The 22,381-nt window shown below is 34.8% G+C and carries 22 protein-coding genes and 2 pseudogenes; 7 read left to right on the top strand and 17 right to left on the bottom strand.

Features of this window, described 5'->3' with window-relative positions; translation table 11 throughout:
- Positions 1–61 precede the first annotated feature (61 nt).
- From K412_RS0115225 to K412_RS0115210, 4 genes and pseudogenes are all read right to left on the bottom strand, one after another.
- Positions 62–1,390 (bottom strand): MATE family efflux transporter, encoded by a 1,329-nt coding sequence (locus K412_RS0115225; protein ID WP_024833899.1) that lies wholly within the window; start codon positions 1,388–1,390, stop codon positions 62–64.
- A 180-nt stretch (positions 1,391–1,570) separates the two neighbouring features.
- Positions 1,571–1,990 (bottom strand): annotated as a pseudogene (locus K412_RS0115220) (sigma-70 family RNA polymerase sigma factor); the annotation flags it as partial.
- Entirely contained in the window at positions 1,938–3,596 is a 1,659-nt protein-coding gene (locus K412_RS0115215; protein ID WP_024833898.1) for a recombinase family protein, read from the bottom strand. The pseudogene K412_RS0115220 and the gene K412_RS0115215, both read right to left, overlap by 53 nt.
- Positions 3,597–3,603: 7 nt before the next feature.
- Positions 3,604–3,792: a hypothetical protein gene (locus K412_RS0115210; RefSeq protein ID WP_024833897.1), complete on the bottom strand. Its 189-nt coding sequence runs from the start codon at positions 3,790–3,792 to the stop codon at positions 3,604–3,606.
- 205 nt (positions 3,793–3,997) lie between these two features.
- Between K412_RS0115210 and cooS the strand changes: the two genes are divergently transcribed.
- From cooS to K412_RS0115190, 4 genes are read left to right on the top strand one after another with little or no spacing between them, the layout of a single operon-like run.
- Entirely contained in the window at positions 3,998–5,989 is a 1,992-nt protein-coding gene (gene cooS, locus K412_RS0115205; protein ID WP_024833896.1) for an anaerobic carbon-monoxide dehydrogenase catalytic subunit, read from the top strand.
- A 22-nt stretch (positions 5,990–6,011) separates the two neighbouring features.
- Positions 6,012–6,950 carry an ABC transporter substrate-binding protein gene (locus K412_RS0115200; protein WP_024833895.1) on the top strand — a complete coding sequence of 313 codons (939 nt, stop codon included), beginning with the start codon at positions 6,012–6,014 and terminating at the stop codon, positions 6,948–6,950.
- Positions 6,951–6,965: 15 nt separating this feature from the next.
- The gene (locus tag K412_RS0115195; RefSeq protein WP_024833894.1) at positions 6,966–7,733 is read left to right on the top strand and encodes an ABC transporter permease; all 768 of its coding nucleotides are present in this window, start codon (positions 6,966–6,968) and stop codon (positions 7,731–7,733) included.
- Positions 7,723–8,493: an ABC transporter ATP-binding protein gene (locus K412_RS0115190; protein ID WP_024833893.1), complete on the top strand. Its 771-nt coding sequence runs from the start codon at positions 7,723–7,725 to the stop codon at positions 8,491–8,493. Before K412_RS0115195 ends, K412_RS0115190 begins: the two co-directional genes overlap by 11 nt.
- A gap of 117 nt (positions 8,494–8,610) precedes the next feature.
- On the opposite strand, the gene K412_RS0115185 is transcribed toward K412_RS0115190, so the two are convergent.
- The 11 genes from K412_RS0115185 to K412_RS0115135 form a co-directional block, all read right to left on the bottom strand.
- Positions 8,611–8,859, bottom strand: a complete 249-nt coding sequence (locus tag K412_RS0115185) for a hypothetical protein (RefSeq protein WP_024833892.1) — start codon at positions 8,857–8,859, stop codon at positions 8,611–8,613.
- A 2-nt stretch (positions 8,860–8,861) separates the two neighbouring features.
- Positions 8,862–9,611, bottom strand: coding sequence for an ABC transporter permease (locus tag K412_RS0115180; RefSeq protein ID WP_024833891.1), 750 nt, complete (start codon positions 9,609–9,611; stop codon positions 8,862–8,864).
- 60 nt (positions 9,612–9,671) lie between these two features.
- Positions 9,672–10,595 (bottom strand): ABC transporter ATP-binding protein, encoded by a 924-nt coding sequence (locus K412_RS0115175; RefSeq protein ID WP_034847600.1) that lies wholly within the window; start codon positions 10,593–10,595, stop codon positions 9,672–9,674.
- A 153-nt stretch (positions 10,596–10,748) separates the two neighbouring features.
- A complete protein-coding gene (locus tag K412_RS0115170) occupies positions 10,749–11,480 on the bottom strand; it encodes a CPBP family intramembrane glutamic endopeptidase (RefSeq protein ID WP_024833889.1) in 732 nt (243 codons plus the stop codon).
- Positions 11,473–11,928: a CPBP family intramembrane glutamic endopeptidase gene (locus tag K412_RS0115165; protein WP_198527700.1), complete on the bottom strand. Its 456-nt coding sequence runs from the start codon at positions 11,926–11,928 to the stop codon at positions 11,473–11,475. The genes K412_RS0115170 and K412_RS0115165 overlap by 8 nt, the downstream gene beginning before the upstream one ends.
- A 181-nt stretch (positions 11,929–12,109) precedes the next feature.
- A complete protein-coding gene (locus tag K412_RS0115160; RefSeq protein ID WP_024833887.1) occupies positions 12,110–13,468 on the bottom strand; it encodes a YcaO-like family protein in 1,359 nt (452 codons plus the stop codon).
- A 24-nt stretch (positions 13,469–13,492) separates the two neighbouring features.
- On the bottom strand, positions 13,493–14,599 hold the full coding sequence (locus tag K412_RS0115155) for a hypothetical protein (protein ID WP_024833886.1): 1,107 nt from the start codon (positions 14,597–14,599) through the stop codon (positions 13,493–13,495).
- Positions 14,599–15,537, bottom strand: a complete 939-nt coding sequence (locus K412_RS0115150; RefSeq protein WP_024833885.1) for a SagB family peptide dehydrogenase — start codon at positions 15,535–15,537, stop codon at positions 14,599–14,601. Before K412_RS0115150 ends, K412_RS0115155 begins: the two co-directional genes overlap by 1 nt.
- Before the next feature lie 509 nt (positions 15,538–16,046).
- Positions 16,047–17,975 (bottom strand): asparagine synthase (glutamine-hydrolyzing), encoded by a 1,929-nt coding sequence (gene asnB / locus K412_RS0115145; RefSeq protein WP_024833884.1) that lies wholly within the window; start codon positions 17,973–17,975, stop codon positions 16,047–16,049.
- Positions 17,976–18,242: 267 nt separating this feature from the next.
- Positions 18,243–18,674, bottom strand: a complete 432-nt coding sequence (locus tag K412_RS0115140) for a sigma-70 family RNA polymerase sigma factor (protein WP_024833883.1) — start codon at positions 18,672–18,674, stop codon at positions 18,243–18,245.
- 104 nt (positions 18,675–18,778) lie between these two features.
- Positions 18,779–19,717 (bottom strand): DUF4825 domain-containing protein, encoded by a 939-nt coding sequence (locus K412_RS0115135; protein WP_024833882.1) that lies wholly within the window; start codon positions 19,715–19,717, stop codon positions 18,779–18,781.
- Between the two features lie 190 nt (positions 19,718–19,907).
- Between K412_RS0115135 and K412_RS0115130 the strand changes: the two genes are divergently transcribed.
- The 3 genes and pseudogenes from K412_RS0115130 to K412_RS20935 form a co-directional block, all read left to right on the top strand.
- Positions 19,908–20,120: a spore coat associated protein CotJA gene (locus K412_RS0115130; RefSeq protein WP_024833881.1), complete on the top strand. Its 213-nt coding sequence runs from the start codon at positions 19,908–19,910 to the stop codon at positions 20,118–20,120.
- Positions 20,110–20,478: a spore coat protein CotJB gene (locus K412_RS0115125; protein ID WP_242835640.1), complete on the top strand. Its 369-nt coding sequence runs from the start codon at positions 20,110–20,112 to the stop codon at positions 20,476–20,478. Before K412_RS0115130 ends, K412_RS0115125 begins: the two co-directional genes overlap by 11 nt.
- A 6-nt stretch (positions 20,479–20,484) precedes the next feature.
- Positions 20,485–20,583: pseudogene (locus tag K412_RS20935) on the top strand (manganese catalase family protein); the annotation flags it as partial.
- A gap of 9 nt (positions 20,584–20,592) precedes the next feature.
- Here K412_RS20935 and K412_RS0115115 read toward each other — a convergent pair.
- Complete coding sequence (locus tag K412_RS0115115; protein ID WP_024833879.1) at positions 20,593–22,200, bottom strand: recombinase family protein; 1,608 nt, start codon at positions 22,198–22,200, stop codon at positions 20,593–20,595.
- Positions 22,166–22,294 carry a hypothetical protein gene (locus K412_RS22950; RefSeq protein ID WP_278244543.1) on the bottom strand — a complete coding sequence of 43 codons (129 nt, stop codon included), beginning with the start codon at positions 22,292–22,294 and terminating at the stop codon, positions 22,166–22,168. The genes K412_RS0115115 and K412_RS22950 overlap by 35 nt, the downstream gene beginning before the upstream one ends.
- Positions 22,295–22,381: the final 87 nt, after the last annotated feature.

Raw genomic sequence — 22,381 nt, 5'->3', positions numbered from 1 at the left:
TGATAGTATAACACATTGAAAAATATTTATCAATCTTTTTAATAATTTTTTAGAAGACACTTCATTTATCTGTTTGTGGCAAGTATTTTTCATACCGCCTTGCAAATACTCTTCCCAAGAACGGAATTCCCCTTGTTACCCAGTCAAAGCACCAGGCTACCCATATTCCCATAAGTCCAAGGCCTGTAAATCTAACTAACATATAACCTCCAAAAACCCTTATAACCCACATACTCATTATGGAAATCACTGTTACAAATACAACATCCCTTGTACTTCTCAGACATGCTGGCAGTAGAAAGGCCGCTGGCCAAAAAATCGGTATACATATAAGTGTAAGATATGTTATATGCAATGCAAGACTTGCCACATCTGGTGCAGGTGAATACAGTTTAAGAAAATGGTGTACAAATGGGAAAAATACTAGAGAAACAGCACCTAACAGTACCATTGTATAAACCATTAGCTTTTTTATAATCTTGTTTAAATCCTCTTTTAATCCTGCTCCGGCATAGTGGCCTACAACTGTTACTGCTACTATTGTTATTGCATTCCCCGGTATATTCAGAAGTGAGTTGGTGGAGCTTGCAATACTGTTTGCAGCAAGTGCAGCTGTTCCAAGGGATGCCACTATTGTTTGCACCAAAAGTTTTCCTCCGTTAAAAACAAGACTGTCTATCCCTGCCGGAAGTCCTATATATAAAACAGGCATTAATATTTTTGAAGTAATCTTAAATGAGCTGTGCAAAATATCCAAATGATGTGACTTAAGTAACGAATATCCTACAATGATTGCTCCTGTTAGTCGAGCACATATCAGGCCGATTCCGGCTCCCAGTACCCCGAAATCAAATTCAAAAATCAAAAGGGCTCCAGCCATAAAATTAACCAAATTTGATGCAACAACTGCAAACATTGATGCTCTGAAATTATTGCTTGCCCTTAATATACCTGTACATACATCAAAAAATCCCAGTATCGGATATGATATAGCTGAACAAACCATGTATGTTCTGGCAGCCGACTTAACAGTGTTTTCGGCATCGCCAAAAAGGAAATTTATTATCTGGTTTCCAAACACATATAGTCCAAGTCCTGCTATTGTAGACATTAAAAGCACAGCCGTAATTGCCTGAGCTGCAGTCTTTGAAGCGTCTTTCCTGTTTGATGCTCCCAGATGCTGTGCTATAGTAACTGTGGCACCTGTGGACACAGCAACAAACAGATTCATAACTACAAAGTTGATAGAATCTACTATGCCTACAGCTGATACTGCAAATGCCCCTAATCCGCTTACCATCATAGTATTTACCACACCTATTGCCGTAGAAAGAAACTGTTCGGTCAGAGCAGGAAAAAAGAGGCGTAATAAATCTTTTTTGGTATACAAAGTATTATCACGGCCTTTTGTAATTTAATCAATAAATTAAATAATTTTCGACATTTTTCACATATATTTTAACTCTGAAAAGTATTATATGCAACTTTCGAATACCAGTATACAAACGTATATTTTCTATTTGAGCCATGATATGTAGAAACTGCTATCTTTACATCCAAAAGGCTGCCATTAATGGCAGCCCTCCGGTTTAAGTTCCTTGCTTAATTTTTTTATTGCTTTCTTTTCAATTCTTGATACATATGATCTGGAAATTCCCAACATTTTAGCTATCTCTCTCTGGGTTTTACTTGAACCGTTTAGGAGTCCATACCTTAATTCCAAGACTACCTTTTCTCTGTTTTTCAAGGTACCTTTCATTTTGCTGTACAACTTTTTAACCTGCATTTTTAATTCAACCTCGTCGACTACGGACTCGGAATCATTACTGATTAAGTCTATTAATGTTATTTCGTTCCCCTCTTTATCTACACCTATAGGGTCTTGCAGAGAAACTTCATTCTGAATTTTCTTGGATGCTCTGATTTGCATTAGAATCTCATTTGCAATCCTTACACTCCGGCAACATTTTACTGCTGTTAAGCCAAATCTTTATCTGTATGCCATCCCATGAAATAAGTTCAATTGCACTTTTTAAAATCTCCCTCTTTTCCTCCGTATCCATTAGATTCATAATACAGTAACCCGGATTGGATAACATTTGCACAAATTCCTCTTGGTTGACCTCTTCAATGTATTTTTTTTCAGGAGCTTCATCCAATTGTTTGATTTTGCTTTTATATATTTCGATATCATTTGAAATATTTTTCATGCGATTTAATATCAAGGATTGTATATTTTCGTCTCCTTGTTTTGCTGCAAGTCTTATAAGGTTCTTCATCTCTGTTTCTGCTGCTACAAGTTTGTCTTTTATTAGTTTTAATTCAGGGTTTTGAATAGTATACAGGCTATCATTCAGGGTCATTAATAAGCCGGGGCTAACTTTCGGGGGATAGTCTTTTATGAGACTGACTAATCTTTTAAGTATTAAGGAGTCCAAAAGATTTCCGTTTATATTTGGAGTATCACAACGAATTTTATTACTTTTTTCTTTCAACTCACAAATATAGTAGTAAACCTTTTTCCCTTCCGAATCCAGTCTTGAAGTTGTTTTGGGTCTCATATAACTGCCGCAGTTTTCACATTTTAGTATCCCAGACAGCAGTGCACTTGTATTTTTAATTTTCCTATAGGCTTTTGTTTTATTTCTTTTCAGCAACTTCTGAGCTTCTATCCATTTACCTGACGGTACTATTCCCGGATGCATCCCTACGGCTATTATCCAATCCTTTGGCTCTCTGTATTTTTCTCCTAATGTGTTCTTCCCCTGCCTTGTTTTGTTGTAGGCCATAAGTCCGTTAACACCGTTGAATTCCTTTATATCTGAATATATCTCATACCCCTGTTGGGATAAAAAATTGTATAAATTCCTATCAGCAATTGCATATACGGGATTTGTAAGTATAAATCGCAAGGAGAACCTTGAAAAATCCACTCCATTTTTTGTTGTAAGTCTGTTTTCAAGAAGGTTTTTCTCTACCTTTGTTATTGATTTGAAAATAATAAATTTATCATAAATATCTTTTACAAGTTCTGCTTCTTCAGGTATAATCTTAAGCCTGAAAATTCTGCTCTGCTTTATGGACGAATCATTTTTATCCAGCATTTCGGATTTATACCCTGTTGGGGTAATACCTCCAAGCCATCTTCCTGTTTTTGCAAGCTGCAGCATGTTATCTCTTATTCTTTCAGCAATGGTCTCTCTTTCCAGTTGAGAGAATACCGATGCTATATACATCATAGCCCTTCCCATGGGCTTAGTTGTATCGAATTGCTCCTTCACAGAAATAAAGCTTACGTTATATTTTTCAAGTTCATTTATCAACTGTGAAAAGTCAGATACATTTCTGCTTATACGATCCAGCCTGTAGCAGATTATTATATCAATTTTTTTACTTCGTGCTTCCCGCATCATTTCCTTGAACTTGGGCCTGTTTGTATTCCCCCCTGAAAATCCCTCATCTTCAAAAATTACAAATTCGTTTTCAGATAGTCCAATATTTTTTATAGCATATTCTTTGCACATTTGAATTTGATTTTCTATACTTTCTCCTCTCCCGGTAAACCTGCTTTTTCTGGAATAGATAGCAGCTCTCATGGAAAAATCACCTGATTTCCTTTATTATTCTTCTAAATATACAAGACTTTTGTTTATTAGGAATTTCTAATTTAATCAGATGTTTTATTATAAATTCACCATATGCTCTTCCTATTTCATTTTTAAGACACATAGCTTGTTCATTAGTCTCAGGAGTAAAAATAATAATTTCATATTCCTTTTTCTTCTTTCCCATCTTTGAACTCCCTGATTTACTCGCTGTTTATCTATATGATAGTACTACTCGTACAAATGTGTTTCAGAGAATTCTTTTTAATTACATAGTATTTATATATGAATTATTTAAAATTATTATTGACTTTTTATAATTAGGTTATTATAATCATTTCATACTATTTTTACCGGTTTTCTATGGATTAATTAAGGGGAGAGCAAAAATAATGGATTTTAGATATCATCATATAAAATTTGATCATTCAGAAAATCACCACCATAATGATTCAGGCTGTAATGATTATGCTACAGCCGTAGCTGAATACAGGAGAAGTTTTGCTTCTAAGAAGGATGTTCTTCAAGAAACTCCTGATCCTGCAGTTAAAGCTATGCTTTTACATATGGAAGAAAAAGGGATTGATACTGTTTTCGACAGATTTGATGCCCAAAAGCCACAGTGTAGCTTTGGTCTTGCGGGAGTTTGCTGCAGAATATGCAACATGGGGCCATGTAAAATTACAAAAAAGAGTCCAAAAGGTGTTTGCGGAGCTGATGCCGACGTAATTGTAGCAAGAAATATTCTTAGGAGCGTAGCTGCAGGCGCTGCAGAACACGGTGGCCGAGGACGTGAAAGTATGCTGGCTTTGAAGTACGCCTCTGAAGGTATAGCAAATATTCCTATTGAGGGAGAAAGTAAAGTATTAGCCACTGCTAAAGCATTTGGTCTTGACACTGAAAATAAAAGCATTAAGGAACTAGCGGGATTAATTGCCGACATCCTTCTGGAGGATTTGTCCAGAACTGTTCCGGGACCTCATCGTACTCTTAATGCATTCGCTTCTAAAGAACGAATTAAGGTATGGAGTGAGCTTGATATTCTTCCTATCAGTCCTTACCATGAAGTTTTTGAGAGTCTTAACAGAACAGGTACAGGAAATGACAGTGATTGGTATAACATTATGAAGCAAATGATGAGGACAGGAATAGCCTTCGCATGGTCCTGTGTTTTAGGTTCATCCATTGCTATGGACAGTTTGTTCGGACTTCCTGTAAGAAGTACTTCAAAAGTTAATATTGGTGCTTTAGAAAAAGGTTATGTTAACATAGGAATTCATGGTCATTCTCCGATTTTAGTAAGTGAAATCGTAAAGCTTGGCAATTCAGATGAATTTCAGGAATTAGCAAGGAAAAACGGAGCTTTGGGAATCAAGTTTTACGGTATTTGCTGTTCGGGGCTTTCTGCAATGTACAGATATGGCGGAGTTATACCCCTTTCTAATGCTATCGGTGCTGAGTTGGTTCTTGGAACAGGAGCTTTGGATTTATGGGTAGCTGACGTTCAGGATATTTTCCCTTCCATTATGGAAGTTGCAAAGTGTTTTAAAACAACTGTAGTTACCACAAATGATTCTGCAAGATTGCCCGGTGCTGAGCATTACGGTTTTGACCACCATCATTCTAATATGAATCAGACTACTGAGCTCGCAACAAAGATTCTAAATAGGGCTATTGAAAGTTTTACCCAACGAAGAGAGATTCCGGTTTATATTCCACCTTATGAAATTGAAGCTGAAGTAGGTTTTTCCGTTGAATATATTAATAAGCATTTCGGAAGTGTAAAGCCTATTGCAGAGGCCCTAAAAAGTGGAGAAATTCTTGGTATTGTTAACCTTGTGGGCTGCAACAATCCACGTATTGTTTATGAAAAGGCCATAGTTGAGCTTACAGACATTCTTTTAGAGAACAATGTTCTGGTTCTAACTAACGGGTGTGCCTCCTTTCCGTTGATGAAGCTTGGATATTGCTCTACTGCTGCTTTGAAGCGTACAGGTGATAAACTAAAAGGCTTTTTAAAGGATCTTCCTCCTGTATGGCACATGGGAGAATGTTTAGATAATGCAAGAGCATCCGCATTATTTAAAGCTGTTGCAGAGGCTTCGGACATTTACATAAAGGATATGCCTTATGCTTTTGCCAGTCCTGAATGGTCTAATGAAAAGGGAATCTGTGCGGCCCTTAGTTTCAGATTGCTGGGAATTGATTCTTATCACTGCGTTTATGCACCTACTCAAGGCTCAGATAATGTAACAGAATTTATGAGTAACGGATTTAAGGATATTCTGGGTTCGAGAATGATTGTAAATGTTAATCACACCGAATTGGCAAATGAGATTGTCAACAACCTCAAAGAGCAGAGAAAAGCTCTGGGATGGGATTAAAATGATTTTATGGAGGGTAACTATGAATTTTAAAAAGTTTATTATAGCATCTTTGCTTTTAGGAATAATTACAGGTACTGCAGCCTGCGGAAAAACTGCAGATATAAAAACCGTAAAAATTGCCTATCTTCCAATAACTCACGCTCTTCCTGTGTTTGTGGAAAATGAATTACAGGATAAAACAGGTCAAAAATATAAAATTGAACTGGTCAAGTACGGCTCATGGCCTGAATTGATGGATGCCTTGAACACAGGTCATATTGACGGTGCATCAGTACTTATTGAGCTTGCCATGAAAGCAAAGGAACAGGGTGTTGGAGTCAAGGCTGTAGCACTTGGACATAAAGATGGCAACGTAATTGTTGTATCCCCTAATATTAAAACTGCATCGGATTTAAAAGGTAAGAAATTCGCCATTCCCCACAGACAATCCTCACATAATATCCTTTTGGGACAAATGCTTCAAAATGCCGGACTTTCTTACAAGGATGTAGACATTGTTGAACTTCCTCCTCCTGAAATGCCGTCAGCCCTTGCTCAAGGCCAGATAGCTGGATATTGTGTTGCAGAACCATTCGGTGCAAAGTCTGTGGCTTTGGAGGCAGGAAAAGTACTTTTTGAATCAAATGAATTATGGAAGAATTCCATATGCTGCTCTCTGGTTTTGTCTGACAAATTTATTAGCAGCAATAGGGATGCAGCAAAAGAGGTTGTATCCAAATATAGAGAAGCCGGTGAATACATAGATTCCCACAAGGGCGAAGCAAATACTTTTGCAAAGAAATATCTTAATCTCGACGACAAGGTTCTGGATTTATCCATGAAATGGATTTCCTACAATGACCTTGAAATTACAAAAGAAGCATATGACAGTCTTACTTCTAAAATTAAGGAATTCGGTATATCTTCAAATCCTCCGACTTATGATGATTTTGTAGATTCAAGCCTTTCCAAAAAATAGAAGGGAGAATAAATCATGAAGAAATTGATTCATATTATAGTGTCGTTCACATTATTATTGATTTTATGGCAGACAGTCGTGTGGTTTGGACCCTGGAATCAAGCCCTACTTCCCTCTCCTGCAGATGTAGGAAAAGGATTTGGGGAGCTTATTCTAGACGGAACTCTTTTTACAGGTATTAAAGCCAGTATGTACAGGTTTTTCATAGGATATATTTTAGCTGCCATTACGGCAATTACTCTGGGTCTTATTCTGGGTTGGTTTAGAAATGCATGGAGTTTTGTAAATCCTGTAGTACAATTGGTAAGGCCTATTTCACCAATAGCATGGTTTCCTTTTATTGTACTTCTCTTTGGGATAGGAGACCTTCCTGCAATTGTCATAATTTTTATTGCAGCATTCTTTCCTATACTTTTAACAACTGTAAGCGCTGTAGGTAAAGTTGACCCAACTTATATTAAGGTTGCAAAAAATTTTGGTATTAAGCAACCCCATCTACTTACAAAAATAATTCTGCCTTCCGCTTTTCCTGCCATTGCTTCAGGTCTGCATATAGCATTGGGTACAGCGTGGGTGTTTCTGGTAGCAGGCGAAATGGTTGGAGCTCAGACCGGATTAGGTTTTATGATTATTGATGCAAGAAATAATCTAAGATCAGATTTATTGCTATCAGGAATATTATCCATCGGTCTTATAGGACTTATTTTAGACAGTTTGATTGGTCTTGCAGAGAAGCAACTCTTGAAAAGATGGGGAGTTATTGGAGGTAACAATGTTCATTGATATTAATGATGTTTCAAAAGAATATTTACAAAGCAATTCAACTTTTAAAGCCTTGGATCACGTATCCTTGCAAATTGAAAAGGGAGAGTTTATATGCCTACTGGGTCCAAGCGGCTGCGGCAAGACTACACTTCTAAATTCCATTGCAGGCTTTGAAAAAGTTAACACAGGCAGTATACAAATAGACGGTAAGCAGGTGTTGGAGCCGAGCATCAGCAATGTAACCATTTTTCAGAACTACGGTCTTCTTCCTTGGAGGACAGTGCAAAAAAATGTTGAGTTAGGTTTGGAAAGTAAAAAGCTATCTAAAAAGGAAAGACATGATATTGCCAGTAAATACATTGATTTAGTTGGACTTTCAAAATTCAGCAAAAGCCATCCCTCTCAGCTATCAGGCGGTATGCAGCAACGTGTTGCTATAGCCCGCGCTCTGGCTGTTGATCCTGAAATTATTTTTATGGATGAGCCTTTCGGTGCCTTGGATGCATTAACAAGGCTTAAAATGCAGGATGAAATTTCAAATATCTGGGAGAAGCAGAAAAAGACTATTATCTTTGTTACTCATGATATTGAAGAAGCTGTTTTCCTTGCTGACAGGATTGTTATAATGACTCCTAATCCTGGTAAAATTAAATCTATTATTAGTGTTCCATTGGCAAGAAAACGTGACCGAACAAGTCATGATTTTTTGAAAATTCGTGACAGAGTATTTTCTGAGTTTAACATGAAAAGTCCTGATAAGACAGAATACTATATTTAGCATGTTTAAATTGTTTCTGTAGTGTTAGAAATCCTTTTTTCTCCAGACACTACAGAAACATTTCTTTTCATCTATGTTTCAGGTAATGTTGTCAATCCCAATTAATGTTTCTTTAGCCTACTTTACACAATTATGTAATTTTTTTAGTTTACTACTGATCATTGACTCAATTAGCTGTATAGTATCAAAATTCTCAATTACCAATTCTTCATCTTCAAAAAAAATACCATACTTTTCCTCAATTTCAATTATTAAATACATAAAGAAACTTTGGTGTATTTTACCCTGTAAAAATAAACTTTCATCTTTTGAAGTAATTTTAACCAAGTTATTCTTTTCTATAAAATTCAAAATAAAGGTATCCACTCTTACTCCCACCTGAAAAATTTTATTGATAAAGCAAAGCATACTGCCATAACACCAACAAGTATTAAAATACTCTGCCAGCATGAAGAAATGCCATCCCCTAACCATACATGTTTCATTGCCTCAACTACATGAGTCACAGGTAAGACTTTTGAAATGCGTTGCATAAAATCAGGCATAATCTCTATAGGAACAGTCGCCCCTGTTAAAAAAAGCATTGGAAAATAAATAAGATTTGCAGTTGCGCTGGCAGCCTTCATGTTTGGTGCAATACTGGCAATGAGAAATCCTATGGAAAAAATACTAAAAATCGATAAAAGAAAGACAAGTATAACTTCTAGGGCATTTCCTGTAAAATTAAGATTAAATACAATCTTTGCAACTACAATCAACAAAGCCATTCCAGTAATTGTCATTAATGTGTTAACACATACTTGCGAAACAATTACATACGCTGGTTTTATTGGTGTGGCCATATATCTTTTGAGCACTTTTTTCTCTCTGTATTCACATATAGTGAGAGGCAAGCTCATAAGTCCCGTTACCGAAATAATCATTCCTGCATATGCCGGTACTGATACATCTACCATTCCTGCCCCACCATACAATTCATTAGGAGTATTTCCATATATCCCCCCAAAAAGTAAAATCATTAGAGTAGGGAATACTAATAGGAAAAATATATTGATAAAATTACGTAAAAACAATTTAAATTCAAATATTGTTAGCCTTAACATTATTTTTGATTTCATTGTAACCTCCACTTCGCCACCCCATGGTGGTTCAATTAGTAATGAATAATGGCATATCTTTTAATTTTTATCATGAGTAACTTCATCTTCCGGCACATATCCAACCATATCCAGAAATACATCTTCTAAATCTGGGCTTTTAACAGTTAAATCCTTATACGCTATATTATTCTCAGTTAAATATGCTAACACGCGACTTACATAATCATCAGCTTTACCAAGCATAGTAATAACATCATTTTCCTTTTGTACGGTTACTTCAAACCCTAACTTTTTCATGCTTTCAATATCAAGATTGGCAGCCTTGAAAGATATTTTTTGCTTTAAATTGTATTTGCTAATAATACTGTCAACTGTCCCTATGTTTTGTATGTGACCCTTACTCATTATTGCAATTCTGTCACAAAGGGTTTCCACCTCATCCATAAAGTGTGAAACAATTACAATTGTAAGCCCATTTTCACGCAGCTTTAAAATCAAATCCCACATCTGTCTGCGTGCTTTTGGATCCAAACCTGTTGTAAGCTCATCCAAGAAAACTAATTTAGGATTTGAAATTAACGATAATACTATAGCCAATTTTTGTTTTTGCCCACCAGAGAGTTTGGAAATATATGACTTCCTTTTTTCTTCTAACCCCATTGTATTAAGTAATTCATTATAGGGCATAGGATTATTGTAAAAAGAAGAAAACAATTCACAAATTTCATATACTTTTGCCCGGTCCTGATAAGAAGTATCCTGTAATTGAACTCCCATTATTTCTTGTAGCTTTTTTCTATCCTTCCAAGGATCAAGCCCCATAACACTAATTCTGCCACTTGTTGGCTTACGAAGGCCTTCAATGCACTCAACTGTAGATGTTTTTCCCACTCCATTAGCTCCAATAATACCAAAAATCTCACACTTATTTACCGAGAAGGAAATATTATCCACAGCACAGAAGTCTTTATACTTAATACTAAGTGAATCAACTGTAATCATTATAGCAATACGCTCCTTTACTAAATAATGTTCAAAGCTTATGAAATACGCCAGTGCAGGCGTTTGGCATTTGCTATATGTATCCAAAGATTAATGGTAAGACGCCTTACCATAATATTCCAAGTATACAATAATTATATCATAGTTTTAAACCTATGACTTATAATCATTTCCGTTTGCATAAAACCCTGCAAAGGAAGCATGCATAATCATGGACGGAATAATGCTACCAGTTGCAAAAAACATAATACTTCCTACTATAGAAATAGAAAAACTAGAAAAACCAAGAACCAATCCCTGTACCTTTGTATCTGTCAATAAAACCTGATTTAATACAAAAGCTACAGTAATCAGAAGAACTGCTATACCAGTATTCATACCATTTGAAACCAACCCTTTAAGAAATACTCCTCTAAAAAATACTTCTTCAAAACTTGCACTTAAAATCGGTAATAACCATGCTACCTTTTTTGGTATTTGAAAAATACCTTCTATCCATTTAATTCTGGATATCTCACTTGCAATATCCATACTCGGCACTAACTTCAGGCTAACAATAATGAATACAGATACTAATGACATAGCAGCCACGACTCCAAGGATTATCGTTGCAAAAATCTTAAGACTCATCACAAAGGGAAATAAGTTAAAAATATGGATTTTTGCCGTTCTTGCCACAACAATACAACTTATTGTAGGCAAAGCACAATATAAAAAAGATGCAAAAACCGAATAAGAGTAGGATGCCGGTAATCCAAACAAGGACGACATAAAAAGGGTTATCCTATTTTTTGTATATGTATTTTTATAAGACTGCTTAAATATAAAAAGCCATACAAACATACAACAGTAACCAACAACAGCAACAATTAAAGATTTATCCATTTTTCTTGCATCTCCCCATAATTAGAATAATTATATTCTGTAATGAATGTGCAATAAGCGGAACAAGGATACATCCTCCACTAAGCAAAAATATAACTGCAAAGATAATCCCACTAATAGTTTTTTGCAAAAATGTCGTAAATCCATAATAGAGATGGTTTAAACCATACACAACGGAACTTATAAATACAAATGCACCAATACCCCAGTTTAAATTATCTATAATTACAGTACTCCACAGTTGTCTATATATAAGTTCTTCAATGATTGCAAGGAGGACAGTTAAAATGCATCCAAATACAGAAATCCTTGACCAGTTTGCATTTATGGAAATCCCTTTGACCTTTATTTTTAATAACCTAAGCATTATTCCGCCAACAGCTAATTCTATAGCAATTAACACAGGCGCAGAAATGATTGCCATTATATACCATATAAATTCGGACATAATAACAATCTTACCGTGCATAGGTATTAAAATTAAGCTTAGTAATAATAAAGCAGAACTTACGATTACACAATTCATTAAATATAAAATTTGTTGATTTTTTCTTGGGTACCCTCTGGTAAAGTTGAGAGCAATTTGTGGAATCGAAACTGGGTACACCGTTGCTAATAGTACTAAAAGGCTATGGCAAAGGATGTGGATATTCATTTGTTACACCACCAAATTTCTTCATTCTAGGATGATTCTTAAAAGGAAAACCAGGTAAACACATACCACAAAGTTCAGGTATCAATGTTCTTATAACACTCCACCCTTTATCTATAACCTCAGGCGGTGTAATATCTACATAAACTGCATATTCACTAACTTTTGCTACTTCTTTTAGCAAATGTGAAATTTGAGCATCAACATCGTTTTCCCAACGAGATTCTATTTCCGACAATTTTATTGTCTCTCCTGTAAGTTGCTCCAATAAAGCATCAATTTCTTTTGCTTTATCGGGAACCCCATAATATAAAACATTGGTATCCAAATCTGCAAATGCAGATGTGGTATTAGAAAATTCTATTTTTTCAGGATCAAACAATGCATTAAACATATGCATAAATATGATGGCTGTCGCCTCCATTGAGCCTCTTAAAACACCATTTTTTGCATTCAAATCTCCTTGGGTACCAACAATTAAATATGGAAGCTTTTTATCTTTTCTCTTAAGTATATTAAGATAAACCGGTAAGTCCATATCTGGCATAGTTACAAGTAATGGAATCACCTCATAAGGAGAATCCTTTCCAAGTCCGCAATCTTCAAGACATTTTAAAACATCCGGGTCATCTATTATAACTCTTTTAGATTTATGCTTTGTGTACCATGAAAGGACAAAAGAATCTATTTGGATATATTCCACTAATGCATTTAATAAAGCTTTTTTTAATGAACGATGGGATGCAGTTCCTGTTGAAAAGGAAGGTGTAAAGAATTTTTCACCTTTCTCAGAATTCTTAACAAATCCGATACACAATATTTGCATAGGTACCCATACGTCTTCACCAGGATGAACCAATGATGCACATTTAATCCACCCGATGATATCGTCTTCTGTTGCATGTACAGGTGAATATTCTGGCATCATCTGGGCTAAGACCTTTTGCTGCTCACTGGAAAAAATATTAAGGTATTCTAATGGCATTACCTTTCCTTGCTTTTTCATTTCTTTATAACTACAATAAACTGCTTTCTCTCTTAAAATCTTTTCTGTACTTACAGACGAATAACGTTCTACACTTTCCCCAATTAACTTAATCAATGCTTCCTCATGATACATTCCATATCCACTCAGATGGTACTCAACATGTTTCTCAGGATTATTGAAAGTTATTTTATGATAGTTGGGCATACGTCCTGTTACAGATTTTAGACAAGGCTCAGGCGGCATGTGAACCATAGGTGCTAAAACCCCATGCAAAATGCCTGTTTGATTTCCACCAATATATTTATATTGATTCATAATATGTTCATACGATGGATAAAATCTTATCATATTACCACTCCATATTTTTAATATTTATTTAATCTTAATTGTATTAGCAACCATTTCATCTACTAATGCACGTGACGAAATATTTTTCTCTTCCAACTTAATCTTAGAAACAGCACCACATGCAGGACAGAACGGCACACGTAAAATATCCTGAGCCTGTATCTCAAGAGTTGGAAGGTAAATAGTTAACAATCTTCCGGTAAATTTAGAAACCCCGATTTTTCTTATCAAATAAGCCTCAGAAACTGCTAAGTTCACCAACAAGTTTAATAATGGAACAAGTCCTTTATTTCCTTTAGACGTATACTTCGATGAATTTTTTTCAACCTTAACAAAATTGTGATATTGAACATGGTCTTCCAATCTTGCAAGGGCTCTCAATTCAAAGCATTCTAAGCATCCTGTGGAATATGGATTAGTAGCAAGTGCACAAACCACTGGTCCATCAATAAAAGTAAAAACTATTGGAATTTCAGCTTCTAGACAAATTCGATTTATGTTTCTCATTAAAATAATAGAGAGGTTTTTCATACAACCAACAACAGCATCATACTTCTTAAACATATCTTTAAAATGACTCATCTGTTGTACACGAGACAAGCCATCCATATTGGAAGTCAAATCTGCATTTTTAATTTCCTGCATTGTTTGAGCATCCATGATATTTAAATTAAAATTCATTTCTTTTGCAAGACTTATAGCCGAATTCACAGTATATTCATCATCTGCAAAAAATAAAACTTGCTTTTTATCTGCATCATCTTCCGATTTAATATCTTCATGTTGTAAATATCCTAACAAAGCTAGTGTCAGCTCTTCATCTATACCCTTTGTTTCAACCGATGTAATATAGTTTGTTGCACGAAGCTCGTTTAATAATGATTGCACCACTTCTTTTTCATATGGCTCCAGAAGTACTTCATTAATAGTTTCCTCATTGTACCCCTCTTCACTTTGAAGATCATTAAATACCTTTCTCATAAAAGTAGCCAAATTTTCTGTTAATGTAGACAAATCTAATTCTGCTTCCTCATAATTTAATACGCCCATACGCAAACGAATTTCATTTGCACCATTATCATAAACATTTACATTATCACGAAAAACCAAATTATTAGAATCTTTAGACATTAAATAACTCCTCCATTTCCAAAAACTGTAAAATGTATGACTTGCTTACTAAGTCCATCAAGGCCAAATCTTTTTTCAATAAATTGCTTATCATATCCTCCTAAATCACATGCACCATATCCCAGTGCCGTTGTAGTCAACTGTGCATTTTCTGCTATTTCCCCTGCTTCAATGAATGCATACGCAGCACCCGCATTACCGTATTTATGAGAATTTGTATACAATTCATATACATATGCAATACAAAAAGCTGAATCTTCAACTTTTATATCTCCAAAACCAGCAAGAGCATTCAAATCTTCCTCACTATATCCCTTCTCTATTAACCTGAGAGAATGTGTATAAGGATAATATTCATAAATCCCCTTCTCCAGTCCATCGATATTCCATGCAACAATATATAGTTTAATTGGGTAAAAGCCGCCTCCTGATGGAGCAGCACGAAGCATAATACGTTCTGCATCCGCCTCTTTATCTTTTAATTGCAGATATCCTGTAATCCCCTGTGAGTAGTAAAGAATGGTTGCGAAGTCATTTAAAGGAATAGAGCCTTTAAATGTTCTTACACTTCTTCTAGCTTGTAACACTGCACTGAAATTAGCTTTTATTTTTTTTGCCTTGGGGAGTTTTATTATGTCATCATATGCCTGTTCTTTTTTATTACGCATTGCAAATGAAAGCATTGCATCCCTTGCACGAAATCTGCTAATTCCAATTCTAAAGTCAAGCCTTGCGCTGTATGTACGAAAATTAAGCAAATACTCTTCACTAATAAATCGATTTACCCTAGAGTGATATATTCCCTTTAGTACTACTTCAGGGGTGCAAACAACTGTAGTATCGGCATAAGGTGAAATCAAAGCATATTGTGAACTCATACTTATAGTTTCACGATAATGTGCATGTTCTTCTAAATACTTCTTCCCCTTGCTATCCATGTAAACATCTCCTTTTATATTTAACCTCTTTATAAATTAAAAGGTGTTATTTGTACTTTATGAGCAGGTTAGAATTGTTACATAAACTCCAACCTGCTCATTCTTCGATAAAGATACTTGCAAAGTCGCAGTTTATAAAATGCAACCAATTAATCTTTATGAAGATTAACCTAGAATAATCTTATGTACTATCGAATTAGCAACATGTGCAGCTGCAACATGAACAAGCTGATCCAGTACATGTAGTCGATGCTCCGGGGCTTACTTGAACTGTCCCCGTTACGATACTTGTTGCACAATTGTATCTGGTGTGCTTTAACATACGTTTCACCTCCTTTGTTCAATAAACCAAGTCTTGTACCGCTTTGCTCAAATGTCAAACACTAAGCACAAAACTTTATTTATCATTTGATATATGATAAGATTTCCTCTTAAATAATTGGATTTATCCAAATATAAAAGGAATTCTTATACATAAATTATTTCATTGTATTTATGTAAAACCTATTCTAAACAAATTTTCCATAGGCTGATTCAAAAAGCATATGTGTTGTAATCACATAAATCATAGTCATATCTTGTGTAATATTTCTTTGAAAATTATCTGAATTTTCCTTTAATTCTTTTATTAGCTTATGGACTTTACCGTAATCAAAAACACCATACTTATCAAAGGTGTTTTTAGTCAAATAGGTTTCAAATTGATTAATATTTTTTAAGAAAAGCTCTACTCCTGGTGTAGAGTATTGATACTTGGCTCTTTTTATGATTGGTTCAGGTACAATATCAGAAAATGTTTCTTTTAAAATATACTTTTCATTGTAACCTGCTAACTTTAAATTGTCTGGAATAGAATATGCAAGTCTAATTAAGCGACGATCAAGGAATGGATATCTTCCCTCTACGGAATTTGCCATTAGTACCCGGTCCCCTTGTGTTGATAAAAGATAACCTGATAAAAGTAATTGCATCTGAACAGCTTGACACTTCTTTAACACAGTCAACTCTTTTGATTCCAAACTAAATTGCTTAAAGACCTCGTCAGATATTTTTTTCAAGTCAATGCATGCCTTGTTTTCTTGATTGAAATATTCTAGAATAGAAGAACTGGCTGTAATGCGTGACTGCATAGAATAGATAAACTCATTACTTCCCTGGAAGAAAGTTGAATAATATTTTTTATAACCTTCTAGTACATAGCTGCTAATCATATTGCCCGATGGAATGAAATTTTTAATTCCATCTGTACGAATATTGGATGCGGGATTTAGTGAACAGTACTTTCTATAAAGTGTTTCTTTATAGATATCATAACCATAAAACAGCTCATCTGCTCCTTCTCCACTCAAAACAAACTTGACACCATTTTTATGCGCTGCTTTGGAAAGCATATACATTGGAACAGCACCCAACTTATATAGTGGAACCTCACAATGTTTTATTACTTTTGAAAGTTGTGAAATGATATCTTCATCACTGACCGTAATTTTTGTGTGTTGCCCTTTATTCCCTTCTAAACCCAATGCCTGGTATGCAGATTCATCAATTCTATAATCTTTAAATCCTAGAGAAAATGTAGGAATTTCATCATATCCACATTCGTATAATAATTTTATCAAAATCGTAGAGTCAAGTCCTCCACTTAAGTAAATTCCCCATTTTACATCTGAATCACACATAAGCCTTTCTAAAATGGCTTTCTTAAGGGTTGTACGTATTTCATTCTTAAGCTCATTAATACTACTATAATCAAACTCTTGAGCATAGTCACTAAAACGATGGTATAGTTTTACCTGTAAACCATTTTTTTTATCAATTATGGCATACCCTGATGATGGAATCTGATAGATATTCTCAAAAACCGTTCGTCTCTCTGCAGGTGACCAGTATACAAACTGTTCGTACAACCCCTGCATACTTGGACGAATTTCAACTTCATCCACCTGCGCAATTGCTTTAATCTCCGATCCAAAATATACTGTATTATTTACTACAGAATAAAAAAGAGGACAAATGCCATTCCTGTCTCGAGCGATAAACACCCTACTGCCATACTGGTCGTATACTGCGAATGAAAACTGGCCATCAATTTTTTCCAGCATTTCCACTCCATATTCCTCATATAAATGCACAATAACTTCAGCATCGCATAATGTATTAAAGGCATGTCCCTTTGAAATTAACTGATTCATTAATTCTATATAATTGTATATTTCGCCGTTAAATACTGCAACGATGGACTTATTCTCATTAAACATGGGTTGTCCCCCATTCTTCGTGTCAACGATACTCAGTCTTCTCGCGCCTAATTGAACCATAGAACTATAATAGTAACCCTCACCGTCCGGTCCTCTATGTACGATAGCACCAGTCATTTTTTCAATTAACCGGTCAGGAATACTATTTTCTAACGAAACAGCTCCCACAATACCACACATTATAATTCTCCGTTCTACAGACGAACCAAACATTTAAACTTTAGTTTTCTGTTTTTGTAAACACCTCAAACTCCTCACGGTAAATTACATAATTTTATAATCTGCAACATATTATGTGATTCATATTTTCTCTTTATTACCAAATTATACCACTGTTTACCATTATTTTCAATACTTTCTCCAAAAGTTTACATTATATTGGTTAAAACAAGTTTTAGTAATATGTAACCTTTATACTTAAATTTGAAAACTTAAACCCTTTACTTTTTAATTTTTTGACAACAGACATATCTGAAATGCTTTCCAATGTAGAGTAGTGGTATTAGCCTCTGAATGTTTCCGTAGTGTTAGAATTGCATTTTCTATACACCTGGCAGCATAGGTTGCAAGACGAGTTCCTTTATCCATATTAAATGTAGATATTGCTTTAATCAAACCTATTGTACCTATTGAAATAAGGTCATCACTGTCACTGCCGCACGAACCGTATTTTTTTACTATATGTGCAACCAGCCTCAAGTTTCTTTCAATTAGAATGTTTCTTGCTTCCTCACTACCATTTTTGTATGCCTCAACATAGTATTGCTCCTCCTCCGGTTTTAAAGGCTGGGGGAAGGAATTCACATTTGATACGTACCCAATCATCACGAAAAAATTGCTTAATACATTAAATATTGTGTAAAATAGTATATCAATCAAGCAAGGCACCCCCCATGATAATGAAGTAATTAATACCTCAAAATAGTGTACCTTTCCATTCTATGATTATATATATAAAATGATGCATGTCCAAAAATAAAATGTTATTTTACATCTGCTATGACATTAGTATTTTCTTCTATAGTATATACTATACCTTCTTTGTTAATGCAAAGTATTTGCTCAGCAATCTTTATTCCTTCGTTTAGCGCTTCAACTTTAACAGTTATTTTATCAGCCTCGGAACTTGTATCATCTCCTGTAATTGGACTCCAATAAATAGGTGTATCTGTCGGGACTGTCAATGTCTTCTCCCGATTTTCGGAACTAATATTTATCATTAGTATGCCATTTGTTGCTGTATATCGTATTTTATCTGCTTTCCCCTCATAGGTAGACATAATTTTCAATCCAAATACACTGGACATGGCAGGAGAATAATTTTTCATTGAATGTATTATTAGATTGTCATTATTTAATGTAATAGCAAAGTCGCCGAACTTATTTTTGTCCTTTGAAAATTCTCTTAAATCTTCATTATAGTCTTTTTGTACTTCTTCTCTGGTATAGTTGTATTCAACTGACCCATTATTTGTATGACATATAAAGGTAATATTATCCAGGTTTTCTATGAGACAAAACATCATTGCAGCATTTCTTTTAAAAGCAAGTTTCAATCGTTCTTCATTTTCTATTTTTGCTTTTTGGTAATCTCCTTCAACTAAATTCTGAAAATTATAATTAACAGTCACTCCATAAGGAGCTTTTTCAGTTTGAAGTGATACTTCTTCTCTGTAGTTGCTAAACTGCAGGTTGTCAATAATATGTAAAACCTTGCTGTTGTTTCCTACGTAGGGAGTTTTATTTTCAAATAAGTTATCTGCATTGTAAACTTGTCCTTTTGCATCCATCTTTGTACTATTGTTAGAATCAATAGTTTCGGGGGTATTCCCCTTGGTAGCAAATACTAATATAATTACTAATGCAAAAACACACATAATAGAAATAAGTACTGTCACAACTTTTTTTGCAGACTTATTCATAATAGATTACCCCCTCATAAAGAACTGATTTGTTTTATATTAAATATTACACTTGTAAGATATTTCCTGTCAAGCGCTATTCATTTATTTTCATAATTAAATTAATTCAACTTTATGTAACTTAAATAATTATGTCTTCATATTCTAGATATAGAGGAAGTTATTCGTTTTATTTGAAAGGAGAAGCATAATGGATGACTTAGTAAATGGTTACGATTATCAGGAAAGAGCCGACAGTGCTATAAAACCCTTTAACTCTTCTAAAATATCACTAGCAATGGCATTTGTTCCTGCACAGCTTTGGGAAAAACCCTTTGATGTGAATGAAGGACTAGACAGAGGTACTCTTTTCCCGTCACTTGATAAACCTTTCTTGGGAGGGGGAAACAGGTATGAATACTAACATAGGTATGGGCGGCATGGGCCATATGGGAAATATGGATGATTGCGGCAATATAGGCGGCATGGGGCAACCAGGTATTCCCAGTGGTATGAAGCCTCTCAATGAGCGTGAAGCACTGCTTTGGAAGATTCAGGCTTACGAATTTGCCTGTACAGAAGTAGGTTTGTTTTTAAATAACAATCCCAACGATAAGACAGCACTGTCTTATTTTAAACAGTACCGTGACATGAAAAACCAGTTGGAATCTGAATTTACCAAAAGGTTTGGTCCCCTTACCGCTACTCACATGGATAATGATTTATCTACCTGGAAATGGATTGAAAATCCATGGCCATGGGAAATCGGACGGGAGGTGTAATAACATATGTGGATTTATGAAAAAAAATTGGAGTACCCGGTAAAAATAACCAGACCAAATGCGGCTCTTGCTAAAGCTATAATAACTCAGCTTGGCGGCCCGGATTTCTAGTTTTTATAAATTAAAAGTATATTCAAACTCAAGAGAATAATTATCATTAATATATATTTTGCTTATTAATTTACGTATTATTTCATACTGAAATTCAGAATCTTCATTATGTAAATTTACTATTATTTCTTTTATCTTTTTTACTAGCTCCAAATAACTTGTTTCGGCAGGTATGGATTTTATTATTTCAAGTTTATTTAATAAAGAAAGTTTCTGAAGGCGAAGCTCATCTAACCGTGTTTTATATTCCTCTATGGTAATTACTTCTTCTTCGTAAGCTATTTGTTCTCTTCTCATTGCGTTTTCAACAGCTTGAAGCTTGTCTTTAAGTCGTTGGTAATCCATTTTCTCTTTATTAAATCTTGTATCGTAAAGGAATTTCTTACTATTAATTATTTCCTCCAGTTTGTCATAGGATAAAAGAATATCTTTTACCTTTTCAATTACCTTTCTTTCAACAATATCCATGTGATAATTTGCCTTTCTGTTCTTGCAAACACCGGAGGTTTTTCTGTCAAAGTAATAGTAATAGTAATCCTCTCTTGTTCTTTCTGACTTATTTTTTAACTTTGCCTCCTTTTTTGGGAACCTTCCTCCATATAATTTACTGCCGCATGACTTGCAGTATACCAGTCCTGATAAAAGGTATTTTTTCGTGCAGCTCCATTCTTTTACTTCATTTTGCTTTTTATCCTGAATCAACTGCTGAATTCTATCGAATTTTTCTTTTGTAATAAGCGGTTGGTGGGTATTTTCCCGTACTATCCATTGTTCACGTGGTCTTACCATTCGTTTTGCCTTACCTGTATCATCACGTACTGTCAAAGTTACATTGTATATGGTTATACCTAGGTATACAGGGTTTGTCAGAATGGCATATATGGAATTGGTACTCCAATTGACATTTCCCCTGTTTGTCCTAATTCCTTGTGAGTTAAGATATTTGCATATTTTAAGCCTTCCCCAGCCTTCAAGAAATTTATCCACTATCATTTTGTACACTTCTGCTGTTTCAGGATTTATTACAAGGTGCTGACCGTCAGGAGACAACATGTATCCGAAAGCAGGCGTTGGTACATTGGTTTTTCCTTCCCGTGCCTTTATCATCTGAGTTATTTTAACTCTTGAACCAGTTACTTTTCTCTCTTTTTGTGCAAGTCCTGCATGTATTACTAGAAGAAACTCATCATCGTCAGTCCTGCTGTCATAGCCTTCTTTTATAGAAATAAAAAAAGCTCCTTGATTTGCAAGGCTCCTTTTAAGTTCAATTATGTCAAGTATATCACGGGAGGTTCTGGATATTTCCTTTGATACAATGCCTTTTATTTTTCCTGATGAAATATCGTTTTTCATCCTCACCATTTCCTGTCTTAGGTAACTGTATGCACCGGTCTTCATGTCTATGTAAAAATCAATTATTTTATAACCATTAACACTTGCCCATTCTGATATATATTTTTTTTGATTTTCAATTGAAGATATCTGACTGTCCTTTTTTGTAGATATTCGTATGTATCCTCCTACCTCCAAGCCAACTTCTCCTATAGAATTTCTGATATCATTATACTCTTCGAACTTATTTGCAATAACCAAAGGAGGAATATACTCCATTTTCTTTTTCACCCCTTGAATTTAGCGTTTTTTCTTCTAAGGCTCTTTTTATAAGAATTTCAATAACTTCATCAATCACTTCATTTTTAGTCATAAACCCACCCCAAATCTATTATATGGGGGAGAAATACTTTTGGTGATTTGCTTCTTAGTAAAACAAATGCTCCCAAGGGTAATAACC

The organism is Ruminiclostridium josui JCM 17888 (assembly GCF_000526495.1).
GTDB lineage: Bacteria > Bacillota > Clostridia > Acetivibrionales > DSM-1351 > Ruminiclostridium > Ruminiclostridium josui.
This window is presented reverse-complemented; position numbering and strand designations above follow the sequence as displayed.